General features: G+C 66.7%; 15 protein-coding genes. 7 read left to right on the forward strand and 8 right to left on the reverse strand.

Going from position 1 to position 14,217, the window contains the following annotated elements:
* Position 1: 1 nt before the first annotated feature.
* Positions 2-478: a nitroreductase family deazaflavin-dependent oxidoreductase gene (locus ACFWPK_RS27665; protein WP_378920623.1), complete on the reverse strand. Its 477-nt coding sequence runs from the start codon at positions 476-478 to the stop codon at positions 2-4.
* Positions 479-732: 254 nt separating this feature from the next.
* Between ACFWPK_RS27665 and ACFWPK_RS27670 the strand changes: the two genes are divergently transcribed.
* Both ACFWPK_RS27670 and ACFWPK_RS27675 read left to right on the forward strand, forming a co-directional pair.
* Entirely contained in the window at positions 733-1,725 is a 993-nt protein-coding gene (locus tag ACFWPK_RS27670) for a catalase family peroxidase (RefSeq protein WP_378920762.1), read from the forward strand.
* Positions 1,722-2,375: a cytochrome b gene (locus ACFWPK_RS27675; protein ID WP_378920625.1), complete on the forward strand. Its 654-nt coding sequence runs from the start codon at positions 1,722-1,724 to the stop codon at positions 2,373-2,375. The genes ACFWPK_RS27670 and ACFWPK_RS27675 overlap by 4 nt, the downstream gene beginning before the upstream one ends.
* On the opposite strand, the gene ACFWPK_RS27680 is transcribed toward ACFWPK_RS27675, so the two are convergent.
* Genes ACFWPK_RS27680 through ACFWPK_RS27690 form a run of 3 tightly spaced genes read right to left on the reverse strand, consistent with a single transcriptional unit; the run spans position 2,311 to position 4,692 of the window.
* A complete protein-coding gene (locus ACFWPK_RS27680) occupies positions 2,311-3,333 on the reverse strand; it encodes a sensor histidine kinase (protein ID WP_378920627.1) in 1,023 nt (340 codons plus the stop codon). The genes ACFWPK_RS27675 and ACFWPK_RS27680 overlap by 65 nt on opposite strands.
* Positions 3,326-4,015: a response regulator transcription factor gene (locus tag ACFWPK_RS27685; RefSeq protein WP_378920629.1), complete on the reverse strand. Its 690-nt coding sequence runs from the start codon at positions 4,013-4,015 to the stop codon at positions 3,326-3,328. Before ACFWPK_RS27685 ends, ACFWPK_RS27680 begins: the two co-directional genes overlap by 8 nt.
* A gap of 32 nt (positions 4,016-4,047) precedes the next feature.
* On the reverse strand, positions 4,048-4,692 hold the full coding sequence (locus tag ACFWPK_RS27690) for a TetR/AcrR family transcriptional regulator (RefSeq protein ID WP_378920631.1): 645 nt from the start codon (positions 4,690-4,692) through the stop codon (positions 4,048-4,050).
* Positions 4,693-4,773: 81 nt separating this feature from the next.
* Here ACFWPK_RS27690 and ACFWPK_RS27695 point away from each other — a divergent pair, with 81 nt between their 5' ends.
* From ACFWPK_RS27695 to ACFWPK_RS27705, 3 genes are read left to right on the forward strand one after another with little or no spacing between them, the layout of a single operon-like run.
* Positions 4,774-5,664, forward strand: a complete 891-nt coding sequence (locus tag ACFWPK_RS27695) for an SDR family oxidoreductase (protein WP_378920632.1) — start codon at positions 4,774-4,776, stop codon at positions 5,662-5,664.
* Positions 5,661-6,779, forward strand: coding sequence for a hypothetical protein (locus ACFWPK_RS27700; protein WP_378920634.1), 1,119 nt, complete (start codon positions 5,661-5,663; stop codon positions 6,777-6,779). Before ACFWPK_RS27695 ends, ACFWPK_RS27700 begins: the two co-directional genes overlap by 4 nt.
* Entirely contained in the window at positions 6,776-7,765 is a 990-nt protein-coding gene (locus ACFWPK_RS27705) for an alpha/beta hydrolase (protein ID WP_378920636.1), read from the forward strand. The genes ACFWPK_RS27700 and ACFWPK_RS27705 overlap by 4 nt, the downstream gene beginning before the upstream one ends.
* Before the next feature lie 60 nt (positions 7,766-7,825).
* Here the strand turns inward: ACFWPK_RS27705 and ACFWPK_RS27710 are convergent, their stop codons facing one another.
* On the reverse strand, positions 7,826-8,371 hold the full coding sequence (locus ACFWPK_RS27710) for a hypothetical protein (protein WP_378920638.1): 546 nt from the start codon (positions 8,369-8,371) through the stop codon (positions 7,826-7,828).
* 449 nt (positions 8,372-8,820) lie between these two features.
* Here ACFWPK_RS27710 and ACFWPK_RS27715 point away from each other — a divergent pair, with 449 nt between their 5' ends.
* Positions 8,821-9,528 (forward strand): response regulator transcription factor, encoded by a 708-nt coding sequence (locus ACFWPK_RS27715; protein WP_378920639.1) that lies wholly within the window; start codon positions 8,821-8,823, stop codon positions 9,526-9,528.
* Entirely contained in the window at positions 9,515-10,933 is a 1,419-nt protein-coding gene (locus ACFWPK_RS27720; protein ID WP_378920641.1) for a sensor histidine kinase, read from the forward strand. Before ACFWPK_RS27715 ends, ACFWPK_RS27720 begins: the two co-directional genes overlap by 14 nt.
* A gap of 338 nt (positions 10,934-11,271) precedes the next feature.
* Here the strand turns inward: ACFWPK_RS27720 and ACFWPK_RS27725 are convergent, their stop codons facing one another.
* The 3 genes from ACFWPK_RS27725 to ACFWPK_RS27735 all read right to left on the reverse strand — a co-directional run bounded on the left by ACFWPK_RS27725 (position 11,272) and on the right by ACFWPK_RS27735 (position 14,215).
* Positions 11,272-11,937: an MspA family porin gene (locus ACFWPK_RS27725; protein WP_378920642.1), complete on the reverse strand. Its 666-nt coding sequence runs from the start codon at positions 11,935-11,937 to the stop codon at positions 11,272-11,274.
* 38 nt (positions 11,938-11,975) lie between these two features.
* Complete coding sequence (locus ACFWPK_RS27730) at positions 11,976-12,638, reverse strand: MspA family porin (RefSeq protein ID WP_378920644.1); 663 nt, start codon at positions 12,636-12,638, stop codon at positions 11,976-11,978.
* A 326-nt stretch (positions 12,639-12,964) separates the two neighbouring features.
* Positions 12,965-14,215 carry an NADH:flavin oxidoreductase/NADH oxidase family protein gene (locus tag ACFWPK_RS27735; RefSeq protein ID WP_378920646.1) on the reverse strand — a complete coding sequence of 417 codons (1,251 nt, stop codon included), beginning with the start codon at positions 14,213-14,215 and terminating at the stop codon, positions 12,965-12,967.
* Positions 14,216-14,217 lie beyond the last annotated feature (2 nt).

The following is a 14,217-nucleotide window of genomic DNA, read 5'->3' on the forward strand; positions in this document are numbered from 1 at the left end:
TTCAGCGCGGCGACAGGCGGACGAAGGGCAGGTGCCGCCCGACCTCGCGGTAGTCCTCCTGGGAGCCGTCGGTGGCAAAGCCCATGAAGCGCACGAGTTTCCGGGCCGCACCGGGGTGACGAGGGGCGTAGCGGGCCATGAAGTCACCGCCTTCGTCCGTGCCGAGCGGACGGGCGGTGACCGGGATCGTGCGCACGCCGGCTCGGATGCTGGTCTCGGGCGCGGCGAGGATGTTCTGGTACCAGGCGGCTTCGGGGCCGAAGCCCGAGCACACCACGTAGCTGCCGTCGGTCCGGTCGTGCTCGACGACCTCGAGCACGACCTGGCGCTGCTTGCCCGAGACGCGTCCCCTGTGGTTCAACAGGAGCAGCCGATCCCCGAAGACCCAGCCGAGCCGGAGTCGGTACAGACGGATCGGGGCCCGGAACAGCAGGCGCCGGATACCGGTCGGCGGCGCGGGGCGTTTGACGATCTCCATGGTGGCGCCTTTCAGTTGTGGACGGGCGCAGAACAGTTCACCCTCCCAGGGTTCCACACAGAAGCTGCGGTCGGGAAATAATGAACAATCCATGACGTACCCCCGCGATACCGGCGGAACGATTGATTCCCACGGTCTTGGACCAATACAGTCTGGGCGAGTTGTCAGGCATGACAAGACGAGCACAGAAACGGATCCCTACTGTGGACAGGCGAACACTCCTCGGTGCGATGGCAGTCGCGGGCACGGGGGCAATGACCATCGGTGGATTTCTCTTCGCCGAAAGCCTTATCGGACCGGAACGGCTCACCGCGCGGCGAGTCGTGGATCGCCTTCAGAATATCCATGGCACCCATTCTGGATTTCGCCGCAATCATGCCAAGGGCGTTGCCGTCGAGGGCTATTTCGAAAGCAATGGGAGTGGCGCGCAATTGTGTGCCGCGTCCATTTTCCGAACGGGCAGGTACTCGGTGCGGGGGCGGTTCTCGTTGTCGGGCGGCAATCCCCACATCGCCGAGGATCCGGGCATCGTGCGCGGTCTCGGTCTGCAGGTCGGACTTCCCGCGGGCGAGCAATGGCGGATGGCGATGATCAATCTGCCGGTCTTCCTCGACCCGACACCGCAGGACTTCCACGACCGTGGCCTTGCCTTCGCCAACGACCCGGCGACCGGCAAACCGAACCCGCGGCTGGTATCGGACTACCTCGCCACGCATCCGCGCACCGCCGCGGCCATGAAGATCGCGAAATCCGTGGCCCCCGCTCCCACCTTCGCGACGACCACGTTCCACGGCCTGAACGCGTTCGAATTCACCGACCCGGATGGCACGACCATCCCGGTCAGGTGGAAATTGGTCCCCGAAACCGAGTCGATCCCTGGCGACGATCCCCGCCCCGCGAGTCTGTTCACCCAGCTCACGAACGATATCCGGCAAAGTCCGTGCCGCTGGACGATGATGGTCACCCAAGGCGTTCGGGGACAGGACCGAACCGACGACGCCTCCGTGCCGTGGCCGAGCACGCGTCCCACGGTGAATGTCGGCACCCTGGTGCTGACCGGTATCGCCACCGAGACATCGGACAACGTCCGCACGGTGAATTTCGACCCGCTGGTACTGCCCAACGGCATCGCGCCGTCCGACGATCCGTTGCTCTCGGCGCGATCGGCCGTCTACGCCGAGTCCTTCCGTCGGCGGGCAGGCGAGCCGGACAACCGCGGCTCGGTGGAAACCGAGGGCCGGGCGTGAATTCACCGGCGACACCACCGGCGAGGTTCGGCATCACCGCTCGAATCCTGCACTGGACAATGGCCGTACTGATCGTGGGGATGATCTTCCTCGGTGCCGCACTGGTCGGCTCGCTCGGCCATTATCACAGTATTCTGATCCTGCACCAGACTGTCGGTGTTGCGATTCTTGTGCTGGCGCTGATCAGAATCGCGAATCGTCTCCGTGATACACCACCACGGCAACTGGATTCGATCGCACGGCCCGAGCGAATAATCGCGGCGGCTTCCGAATATTCGATGTACGCCTTGTTCATCGCCCAGCCCGTCGCCGGATGGGCGCTCGCCTCGGCGTCCGGCACACCGATCCGCCTACTCGGCGGCATCCGAATACCGGCCATTACCCCGACTGATGCGCACCTCTATTACGCATTGCGCAATCTACACACCATTCTTGCTGTCGGTCTACTGGTCGCATTTACCGCGCATATGTGCGCAGTCCTCGCGCACACCTTGATCCTGCGGGATCAGCTGTTGGACCGCATGCTGTTCAGCGCACGCCGACGGGCGGCGCCGCCTGCCGACGAACCCGAGCCGGTGCGGCTGGTCAGTTCGCCACCAGCGGTAGCCGCACCTCGAATCGACACCCCGGGTCCCGATTCTCCACCGTGATCTCGCCACGATGCGCCGCCATGAGGCCCGCCGCGATCGCCAGGCCCATACCGCTGCCGGTCGGGGTACCTGCGGCGGCGACCGGCGAGCGCGCTGAGGTGCCCCGGTAAGCGACTTCGAAGATGCGTGGGAGGTCCGCTTCGGCGATTCCGGGTCCCGTATCGTCGACTCTGGCCCACGCGTGGCCGTCACATGACCCGGCGGAGATCGAGACCTGACCGCCGGGCGGGGTGTGGGCGATCGCGTTCGACACGAGGTTGGTCAGCACTCGGGTGAGCGCGCGGTCGCTGGCCGTGACTTCGATGCGCGACTCCGGTTGTTCGGCGTCGAGCGCGACGCGAGCGCGGTCGGCGCTCGGCCGGTTGGCGGCGAGCACTTCGTCGATCAGCTCGCGCAGGTCCACCGGCTCCAGCTCGAGCCGCAGGGCGCCCGCGTTGATCTTCGACATCTCGAACAGATCGTCCACCATCGCCGCGAGCCGATGGGTCTCGCAACCGATCTGATCGGCGTAGCGGGCGACGTCGGTCTGACTGCTGACCACACCGTCCGACAGCGCCTCGGCCATCGCCCGGATACCGGCCAGCGGCGTGCGCAGATCGTGGCTGACCCAGGCCACCAGCTCCCGTCGCGAACGCTCCGCGCTTCGCTCCTGCTCACGGATCTGCTTTTCCCACACGGTCTTTCGTGCCTGTTCACGGCCGAGCAGGATCGCGGCGGGCACCGTGACCGCGGCGACGACGGCGAGGACGATCGCGGTCCGCCGCAGCCCGTTGGACATCAGCCCACTCACCCCGACGATGCCTGCCAGCGCCGACAGCGTCGGAATCAGCACCAGCACAGCCATACTCGTCGTCAGGGAACGATTGCTCGTGGCACGCAGAACGAGAGCGCCGATCACCACCACCGGCACCGTGCATGCCAGGGTCAAGACGATCAGCTCACCGGCGTCCTCAGGCATCGTCGCGAGCCCAGACATACCCACGGCCCCATACCGTTTCGATCCGGTGCCGGTCGCCGAGTTTGGCGCGCAGCCGCTTGATGTGCACAGTGACAGTGGACAGATCGCCGAATTCCCAGCCCCACACCAGGGCGAGCAGCTCGGTGCGGCTGAAAACCCGCTGGGGGTTCTCCAGCAGGAACACCAGCAGATCGAACTCGCGTGCGGTCAGCTCGACCGCGTGGCCTGCCACCGACACCGATCGGGAGTCCAAGCGAACCTGGACCGCGCCGTCGCCGAGGACCTCGCGTCGAGGATCCTGCGCCGTATGTGACCGCCGCAGCACCGAGGCCACCCGCAGCGCCAGTTCACGCGGGCTGAACGGCTTGGTGACATAGTCGTCGGCCCCCGCCTCCAGCCCGAGCACCCGATCGTCCTCGTCACCGAGCGCGGTGAGCAGGATGATCGGGGTGTCCGGACGCGGGCCGGACCGCACCGCACGACAGATCTCGATGCCGTCGGGTGCAGGCATCATCACATCCAGCACGGCCAGTTGGACCTCGCCACCGTCGCCCCGCACCGCCAAGGCGGCCAGCGCGGCGGGACCATCGGCGGCTTCGACAACTGTGCGGCCGTCGCGTTCGAGATAGCGGCGCACCACATCCCGGACCATCGGGTCGTCGTCGGCGATCAGAACGGACATCGGCGTCACCACTTCGTCTTCGATCGGGTCCGCTACTGCTCGTGACGCCGTTGGAAGGCGGCGGTGAACAGGGACGCGCAGGTCGTGGTGAGTTCGTCGGGATCACGGTGCCCGCCCTCCATCAACCAATACACGAGCAGGTGGTTGACGCCGCCGACGAGCGCGACGGCGGTGAGGTGATCGCGTTGCGGTGTCAGCTCGGTATCCAGCGCCGACCACACGCTCATCACGATGTCGGCGAAGTCGCGCAGGACGCCATGGCGCCGTTGCTCCATGGCCGGTGAGACGCCGACGACCTCGACGAGCACCACGCGGGCCCGTCGCGGGTCGGCGGTGAGGTATCCGATGAAGCCGGACAGGCCGCTGCGGGCTATCGCGGCGATATCCGTCGAACCGGCCTCGGTGGTCTCGGCGATCGCGGCCAGGGTCGCCGCCCGCATGTCGCTCACGATGCCGTCGTAGAGCGCGGCCAGGCATTCCTCGCGGTCACCGAAGGACTCGTAGAAATAGCGCTCGGTGAGACCCGCCTGCTGGCAGAGCCGTTTGACGGGAGTCCCCTGGTACCCGTCGACGCCGAACAGTTCCAGGGCGGCCTCGAGCAGCGCGATGCGTCGCTGCCGGGTGCGCTCCACCGGAGCGAGGCCGTTGTATCGCCGCCTGACTGGCACTTCGGTCATGACACTCCTTCTACTCCCGTATCAGGGTACCCAGCTCCATTTTGACATGCTATCGTGTCAAAAAAGGCGAACAGGAGACCCATGCGCACTCGATCCGGGCAGCCGGTAGCACTGAAAGGCCAGGTCGTGGCCGTGACCGGCGCCGCGAAAGGCATCGGTCGCGAGATCGCCCGCACACTCGCATCGGCCGGCGCCCGCGTAGCCATCGGCGACCTCGACGCGAAGGAGGTGCGCGCGACGGCGACGGCGCTCGACAGCGAGATCGCCGGATCGTCGACCGGCGCCGTCGAAGCGTTCGACCTCGACGTGACCGACACCGCGTCCTTCGAAGCGTTCCTCGCGGGCATCGAGTCCCGATGGGGGCCGATCGATGTCCTGGTGAACAACGCCGGGGTGATGTGGGTCGGCAGTTTCGACGCCGAACCCGAGAACGCTGCTCGGCGTCAGCTCGAGGTCAACCTGCACGGTGTGATCAGAGGCGTCAAACTCGCCGCCCCGGCCATGCGAAACCGGGGACACGGTCACATCGTCACCATCGCCTCGGCCGCCTCGAAGCTCTCCCCCGCGGGCGAATCCACTTATGCGGCAACCAAACACGGCGTGTACGGCTATCTGAAAGGCGTGCGCGCCGAGCTCGCGGGCTCCGGCGTCCAGATGTCGATCATCATGCCGGGTGTGGTGGACACCGAGCTGGCGGCGGGCACCGCGACCGGCGCCGCGAAACTGCTGCGACCCACCGACGTCGCAGGCGCGGTCGTGTCGGTGATCGAACGGCCTCGCTTCGAGGTCACCCTGCCCGCCTATGTCGGCCCGCTCGCCCGCTGGGCCGAGGTCCTGCCGCAGCGTGCGCGCGACTTCCTGTACCGCGCGATGCTGCCCGACCAGGTGGCCGCGGTCGCGGGAACCTCCGCCCGCGAGTCCTACGAATCACACCTTCTCAGCGACGACGGCCCCACCCGAGGAGAATCATGACCGACACAGCCCCTTCACCTCTCGACACCGTGCGTCCCATCCCGGAATTCGGTGGCGTGCACCAGATCTGGCCACGTGGTGACCGGCTGGCCGCGGTGCGCAGCGCCGCCGAGCGGTACCGCGCGCGATTCCTGGCTCAGGGCCAGGTCCGCGCGATCAAGAGCTTCGACATCGCGGCGGCGCCGTATCCGGCGCGATTCGCTTTCCAGGGGTACTCGGTCAACCTCAACCCGATGATCTCGATCATCAACCGGATGTTCGTGATCCAATTCGAAGGGTTCGACGGCAAGCTCAAGACGCTGGTGTGGGAGCCAACCGTCGCGGCGGGCTCGGCGGAAGCGCCCTTCTACGGCAAGCTCCAGAAGCTCTCGCGCAGTCTGCGAGCCGAGAAGCTGTTCGTCACCTACTACAACGATCCCGACAGCGTGCTCCCCCGGTTGGGACTGCGCAATTCCGACGTCGACTACCTCAGCTTCGACCACCTCCATGTGCAGGACGTGCGCATGATCATGGGTTCCGACACCCCGATCGAGGGTGAGACCGAACCTCGAAAGCCGTTGTTCCCCAATGCCAAACTGCTGGTGCACCGCAAGGAGCTCGGCACCTTCGAGTCCATGCACCCGATGCAGTGGGCGTGGTACGTCGAGCACGGGATGGACGGCGTGCCCGCCGACCGGCTCGAGGTCTTCGACGGCGATGTCGAACTCGGCGTCGGCGTGAGCCTGCTGTGGACCCCTGGGCACACCGACGGCAATCACTCGCTGGTCGTCAACACCCCCGACGGCGTATGGGTGTCCTCGGAGAACGGGATGGCCGCCGACAGCTGGCAGCCCGAGTTGTCGAAGATCCCCGGCGTCAAGCAGCAGGCCGACTTCTACGGCCGCGAGGTGGTGCTCAACAGCAACACCCTCGAGGATTCCCTCGACCAGTACGACTCGATGGTCAAGGAGAAGACCTTGGCCTCGCCGTCGCCCAAGGATCCGAAGTGGCTCCAGATCATCCCGTCGTCGGAATGCGCGCCGTGGAAGCGGCAGTGGCCGGTGGTTCCCACCCACAGCCACGGCGGACTCGACTACGGCACCATCGTCGTACCCGATCGGTCGGGCGAACTGTGACAACCGATCTACATTTCCACAGCACAGCCAGCCGACGCGCGACGCTGCTGTATGTGCTGGCACGGGTGATCCTCAAACCGTTCTATCGGATCTGGCCGCTCAACGATCACGGCCTGCGGGCACTTCGGCTCATCGATACGACGCTCGGCCTGCTGCCGTACGCGAAAACGGTGAGCCTCGAGCGGTCGAGCCTGGGCGGCGTGGTGGTGGAGACCAGCGCCGGGCCCACGACCGCCATCGATACGCTCACCGATGCCACTGTGCTGTACCTGCACGGCGGTGGTTTCGTGTTCTGCGGCCTGGCAACTCATCGCCGCGTGTGTGGCAGCCTCGCGCTGTCGCTCGGGGTGCCGGTGCATTCGGTGGACTATCGCCAGCTTCCCCAGGCCGGGGTCGGCACCTCGGTTCGCGACGCCTACGACGCCTACCGCGCACTGCTCGGTGTCGCGCCCGACCCGGACAAGGTGATCCTGATCGGCGACTCGGCGGGCGGATTCCTCGCAGCCAAGATCTGCGAACTCGCGCACCGCGACGGAATCACCACGCCCGCGGCCTTCGTCGGCTACTCACCGCAGCTGACTCTCGACCTCGACCGCATCGACCCGGCGCTGCTGCGCGGCGACGCCTACCAGCCGATCAGCGCGGTGCGGCGCGCCGCGAAGCGCTGGTCGAGCGGCCCGGTCCTGCTGGAAGGAACGGCCTCGCCCGCCGACGACATCGCGCCCGTCGCCTTCCCGCCGACCTTCCTCACCGGCGTGGCACGCGAACTGCTGGAGCCCGATATCCGAACCCTGACCGGCAGACTGTCGGCCGCGGACCGGACCGTCGAAACCCATGTCTGGCGCCGAGGGGTGCACGCCTTCCCCGTCCTCGACACACTCCTGCCCGAAAGCCGACACGCACTGCGCCTGACCGGCGAGTTCCTGCGCCGCGTTCTCGCACCCGAAGCCGACAACGAGACCGACCAGCTCAGCATGCACGGCTGAGCTGGTTGGCAGCGGACGATCCGGCCGGGAGTTCTCGCACCCGGCCGGATGTCTCGAAGGTCAGACCAGTTCGGGAACCCGCAGGTGAGCGAAGCCGAGCCGGAACTCCGCTACCTCGAGAACCTCAGCTTCCATGGTGCGGGTCGCCGCGGCCCGCATTCGATCCACCTGTTCGCGGCTGTTGTCGAGCTCCTCTCGGCTCGCCCAGACGGTCGATCCCACGGCTCGCCCGGTTTCCCGGTCGACGAACAGGCTGGCGCTGCGGAATCCTTCGATCTTCTCGAGCTCCGGCAGCAGGGTGTTCTTGAACGTCTGGATCGCCAGGTCGACGCCGGACGGGTCGACCTGGACCCAGGTACACCGGGTACAGGCACTCGCACCGGCCAGATGATCGCGGTGCATGACCGCGACTTCCCACTCCTCGATATTGTCGACCGTGCCGTTGAGCGCCTCGGCCAGACCATCGCGCAGAGATCGGACGCGCATTCTGCTGTCGTGCAGCGCGGCCTCGGATTCCCACGCGGTGGTGGCGATGCATCGGCCTGTCGCCCTGTCCACCATCAGCGACATGCCTACCCACCCGTCGAGCTCGGGCATATTCGGCATCACCGCATTGTGGAGGTATGCGATACCGCGGTCGATCGAGGACCGCTGAGCCGCAAATGTGCTGGAACGTGCGTACACGGGGCCACCTCCTACTTCAGGAAGGGCGGCGCCCCGGTGGGCGCCACCGGACACATCTACTGTCCTCCGATGCGGGGATCGACACAATGCGATGGACGGTCTCATAACACCGATAATTTCGCCGTATTCATTGGCGCGAAGGTATTGACATCGAGCAAATCAGGAGAAGACTGGATAGATACCGGAACACCGGAAATGAGCCGCACTGCCGACGAAGACGTTTGCCGACGGTTGTGACGTAATTTTCAGGATCTGGCTAAGCCCCCGGCAAGCCAGTCGAATAACCGGAGTTGTCAGCGACGACTGAACTCATGGTTTTCGATGGAGACTACCGGGGACTGTTCTGTGTGGGGGCCGATAGGCTCCCCACCATGAACGCGCAGTTGATGATCGTCGAGGACGACACCCGGGTTCGAGCGTCACTGCGGCTCGCGATGGAAGACGAGGGCTACACCGTCGCCGAGGCGGACTGCGCCGAGAACGCACTCGATCAGGTCCACAGTCTCGGTGCTCCCGACGTGATGCTCGTCGACCTCATGCTCGGCGGAATGGACGGCTACACCTATATCCGTGAGGTGCGTCGTGCTCATGACGTGCCGATCATCGTGGTCAGCGCCCGCGACGACACCCATGACGTGGTCGCCGCGCTCGAGGCGGGCGCCGACGATTTCGTCACCAAGCCGTTCGAGGTCAAAGAACTCTCCGCACGCATCAGGGCGCTGCGCAGGCGTACCAGGACCATGACCGACCGCGAGGTCACCGAGATCGTCCTCGACGCGGCACCGCACCGCAGGCTGATCCTCTCTCCGGAGCGAGGCGCGCTGCGGCTGGCAGGCGAGGACGTGCATCTCACGCTCACCGAGTTCCGGCTGCTGTGCGAGCTGGCGCAGAACGACAGTCTGGTGCTGAGCAGGCAGGTGCTGCTCGACAAGATCTGGGATCGCGGGTTCTTCGGCGACGAGCGCATCGTCGACGTTCATGTGCGCAGGCTGCGTACCAAGATCGAACGGGATCCCGCCGACCCGCGGCTGATCGTCACCGTGCGCGGTCTCGGCTACCGGCTCGATGTCCAATCCTGAACGCGGGCCACGTTTTCCGTCACGGTTTCGCGGGCTGCGCGGCCGCGTCACCGCGATGTTCGTGCTCAGCGCGAGCCTGGTAGCCGTTGTGCTGTCCGGATCGGTGTACGGCATCAGCACCGGTTACATGGAGTCGCAGCGGACTCGCACTGTCGAACGGGCGGTGGGGGTGCATGCCGAACTGTTGCGTCTGCGGCTGGCCGGCGCGGATGTCACCGGTGATCAGGCCATGGACGCGCTCCATCTGCCGAGTGGCACCATCGCGATGTTGCGTCAGGACACCGGATGGTCGCTGGTCGGGGCCGATGTCGATCTTCCGTCGGCGTCGGCACTGCCGCTGCCCAGCCCGGTCGAGGCGGTGAACAGCACCGCCACCCGGGTGCGCATCGGCGGCCAGCCCTATCTCCGGGCAGGGGCGGTCGTCGAGAACGGCACCATCCTCTACGAGTTCGCACCACTGTTCGAACTCGAGTCCAACCTCCGGATGCTGCGCACGATCCTGCTCGCGTGCTCCGTGCTCGCCGTGGCGATCGCCGCCGCGATCGGCGCCTGGGCCGCTCATCGCGCACTGAGCCCGCTGCGTCAGGTCGCCGCGACCGCTTCCCGGATCGCGTTCGGTGAGCACGAGCTGCGGCTGCCGCGTACCGACGACGAAGAACTGTCGGCCACCGTCGACGCGTTCAACGCGATGGTCGACTCCCTGCATCTACGCATCGAGCGCGAACGGCGGCTTGTATCCGATCTCAGCCACGAGCTGCGCACGCCACTGACCACCCTCACCACCACGGCGACAGTGCTGACCGGGCACCGCGACGAGCTGTCCGAACGACCTCGCGCCGCGCTGGGCCTGCTCGTGGAGGAGACCGCGTACCTGCGCGGACTACTCGACGACATGCTGGCCCTTGCCCGCGTGGAAGCAGGGATCCACCGTTCCGACCAGATCCCACTCGAGCTGGCGGAGCTGCTCACCCATCTACTCGCCGGTCGTGGTGTGGCGCCGGAGCTGCTCGACATCGGCGACCCAGGGACGATCTGCGGGCGGCGCACGGAACTCGAACGCGCACTGGTCAATCTGCTCATCAACGCCGAACGCCACGGTGGTGGGGTGACCGGTGTCGGCGTCGGCCGAGCCGGACCCGACATCGTGGTGACGGTCGACGACGCGGGCCCTGGAGTGGCTCCCGAGAACCGCGAACGGATCTTCGAACGCTTCGTCACCGCGTCGCGCGCGACCGCGGGCACCGGCATCGGTCTCGCGCTCGTCAGCGAAACCGTCCTCGGCCACGGCGGCACCCTTCGCTGCACGGAAAGCCCCCACGGCGGCGCCAGATTCGTACTGGCCATTCCCGCCTTGACTGTCGGCCGTCATGAGATCGCAAAGGATCGACCGGAACCCTCGCAATGATTGCCTGCGATTCTCTGTTCGTGCCGCAGCCGAGCACCGCGTGGTGTTCTCGGCCCCTTTGGACCGCCGCCACGCGGGACAACGATGAGGGTCACGTTCTGTGCCAGGAACGACGATCCACCGGGGCCCGGTCGCGCACACTCCGGTCACCGGGATCGGCGCTGTCATTCCACGGCACCGGTCCGGAGGAGGACAACCCATCGGGCGGTTCGACATTGCCGTCCGGTGGCCGACGTCCGGTTGTCAGCGGGCGACACCCGATTCCGGTGACCTGATACCCACCGACGCGTCGAGGCCCGGCGCACAACGCGCCGGGCCTCGATACCGGTCCGATCAGATCAGCCGATGCTGAACGGCTGACCCCACAGCGTGACGACCGAGGTCACGTTGTCGGTCTCGACCTTCACCTTCACGAAGGCACGCGCCTGCGCGTAGCCACCACAGCCGGACAGACCGATGGTGGTGTCGGCCCAGGTCACCGAGCCGCTCTTGCCCTTGAACTTGTTGTCCTTGCTGTGGGCCTCGTCGCCGTAGTCATCGGCCTTCTCGAGGTCGAGAATGTAGAACGACTCCGCCTGGCCCGGTCCGAGACTCAGCTCGGCGCCGGTGTCGGCACCCACACCGGGCTTCTTGCCCGCCCAGTCGCTCTCGCCTTCGACGCCACCTTCGACGCCGCCGCCGTCGATGTTCACCTGGCAGCCGACCACGTAGCCGGGACGGATCTTGCCACCCTTGGCGTTACCCGACACCTCGACCTGCGCACTGCCCGACACCCACGCGTTGCGGTGCACGGGGGTCGAACCCATCGACGGGTTGATGTTGGCCGACTCCCCGACCAGCCGCACGGTGACGGTGGTGCCGTCGGACAGCGTCTTGACGATCTCACCGCCGGGCAGCGGAATGAAGGTGTCGGCGTTGGCCGCACCGGCCGACAGCATTCCGACGGTGACGGCGCCGGCGCAGGCGATACCGGCCAGACGCGCCGCATTCTTACGGTCGAACATATATTTCATCCTCTGATCTGAAGTCTGGTTCGGGCGGGTCAGCCGATGCTGAACGGGGCACCGTAGAGGGTGGTCTTGGAGTAGTGGTCGCCGATGATCTCGACCACGGTGTACGAGCGGGCCTGCGCGTATCCGGCGCAGCCCTGCACCTCGATTTCGACGTCCTGGTACTCGATCGAGTAGACGCCCGGCTTCAGGATGTCCTTCTTCTCGAGCTGGACGAACTCGACCTCACCGGGGCCGAGCTCGATGCCCGCCGAGCCGCCGACACTGAAGCCGGACAGGTCGATTCCACCGGACAGGCCCGCGGCGATCGCGTCGTCGCCGATCGAGACCTGGCAGCCGATGATGTAGCCGGTGTTGAGCTGTGAGGCACCGTGAGTGGAGGAGTTGTTGGTGCCGTCGTTTCCGGACGGACCATTGGCCGGACCCACCTCGCCCTCGGGCGTGATCGTCACGTCGGCGGTCACGTTCGCCGAGACCCACGCGACCCGGCCCGCACCATTGGCGGCCATCGACGGGGAAACCACGGCGTGTTCACCGGTGCGCTTCACCGTGACACCGTGCCCCACCCGCTCGCCGTCCGGCAGTGGGACGAAGGCATCGGCACCGGCGGTACCGGCCACGAGCGCACCCAGTGCGAGAACGGCCACGCCGGTGCCGACAGCATGCAGGCCACCACGGATTCGGTTGATATTCATACTTCCCCTCATCAGGTTCGAGCAGTCATCCCACGGCGGCGCGAGCGCGTGCCGAGGGCTCGACCGAGCTTTCCCGGGAACCGTGGCGTGCCAACGCCCGTGCGAAAGCCCACTGATGAAAGTCGCACTACGAGAACATTTCCGGCTCTTTGCAGTGGCATAACAGCGGCTGTAAAGAGTTCGCAACAATTCACCCCGCCACGCCGCTCCGCGGTGAACTCAGGCCGGGCTGGTCTTCACCATGATCATCCCGTTGGAAGTAACCTCTCTGGTCGCGCGAGCGGTTGACGCGCCTCGGCGATCGGATGGTGCGGTCGAGTCTGCTGTTATCGGGCGCCGCCGCCGCGCTTGGGGCGTAGGGAATCGGCGCCGGTGCGCCACATCGTGCTCATCGCGGTCTGCCACCATGCGCGGTCCGGGTCGGGGGTCTTGCCGTTGCCGAGGCGGTGCAGCTGGTCGGTATGCCACTGCAATTCGACCAGGCTCTGCAGCTGGCGCATCATCGGCGCACTCGCGAACGGTACGCGGACTTCGCCGACGGCCAGTCGGCTGTGGGGCTGCCGCAGCACTGTGGTGGCCGCGTCGGGGTCGAGGCAGGTCGGTCTGCCGAGGCCGATGAGGTCGCAGTCGCCGGAGGATACGGCGTCATGCATGGCCGTCACGGTGCGGAAACCGCCGGTGACCGCGACGGGCACCGGGCCTGCCAGTTCGGCCACGGTGCGCGCGTAATCGAGGAAATACGCCTCTCTGGCCGCGGTGGACGCCCGCACCGAGCCCAGCATCGCGGGACTCTCGTAGGAGCCGCCGCTGATCTCGAGCAGGTCGATGCCCTCGGTGACCAGGGCCGACACCACGTCGCGGGATTCGTCCTCGGTGAAACCGCCCCGTTGGAAGTCCGCCGAATTCAGTTTGACCCCGACCGCGAATTCCGGGCTCACCCGATCACGAATCGCGCGAACGACTTCCAGCAGGAATCGCCGTCGCCGCACCGGGTCGCCACCCCATTCGTCGTCACGACGGTTCGTCAGCGGCGACAGGAACTGGGTGATGAGGTAGCCGTGCGCGGCGTGGATCTGCACACCGGCGAAGCCCGCTGCCTCGCACACCGCGGCGGATTCGGCGAATCGGGTGATGATCTCCTCGATCTGCGGTCCGGTCAGCGCCGTCGGCCGCGACGCGCCCGGAATATCGGCCGCGATCGCGCTCGGTGCCACGGGCCTGGTCCGGGCCAGCGGGTTCGACTGGCGCCCTGGATGATTGAGCTGCACCCAGCAGGCGGTGTCGACGTGGTCGAACGCACCGGCCAGGCGTCGGAGCCCGGCCATGTGCCGGTCGTCTTCGACGACGAGGTTGCCCGGCTCACCGAGGTGACGCCGGTCGACCATCACATTGCCCGTGACGACCAGGCCGAAACCGCCGCCGGCCCACCGTCGATACAGCCGCTCGAGGGCAGGGGTCGGGGCGTTGCCCGCATCCGCGAGCCCTTCGCTCAGCGCGGACTTCACGATCCGGTTCGCCAGGGCGGCGCCACACGGCAGGGCGATGGAATCGGCCAGTGCCGCAGTGGTATTCGACATCG

It is taken from the genome of Nocardia sp. NPDC058519, from assembly GCF_042719755.1.
In the GTDB taxonomy this organism is placed as follows: Bacteria; Actinomycetota; Actinomycetes; order Mycobacteriales; family Mycobacteriaceae; genus Nocardia.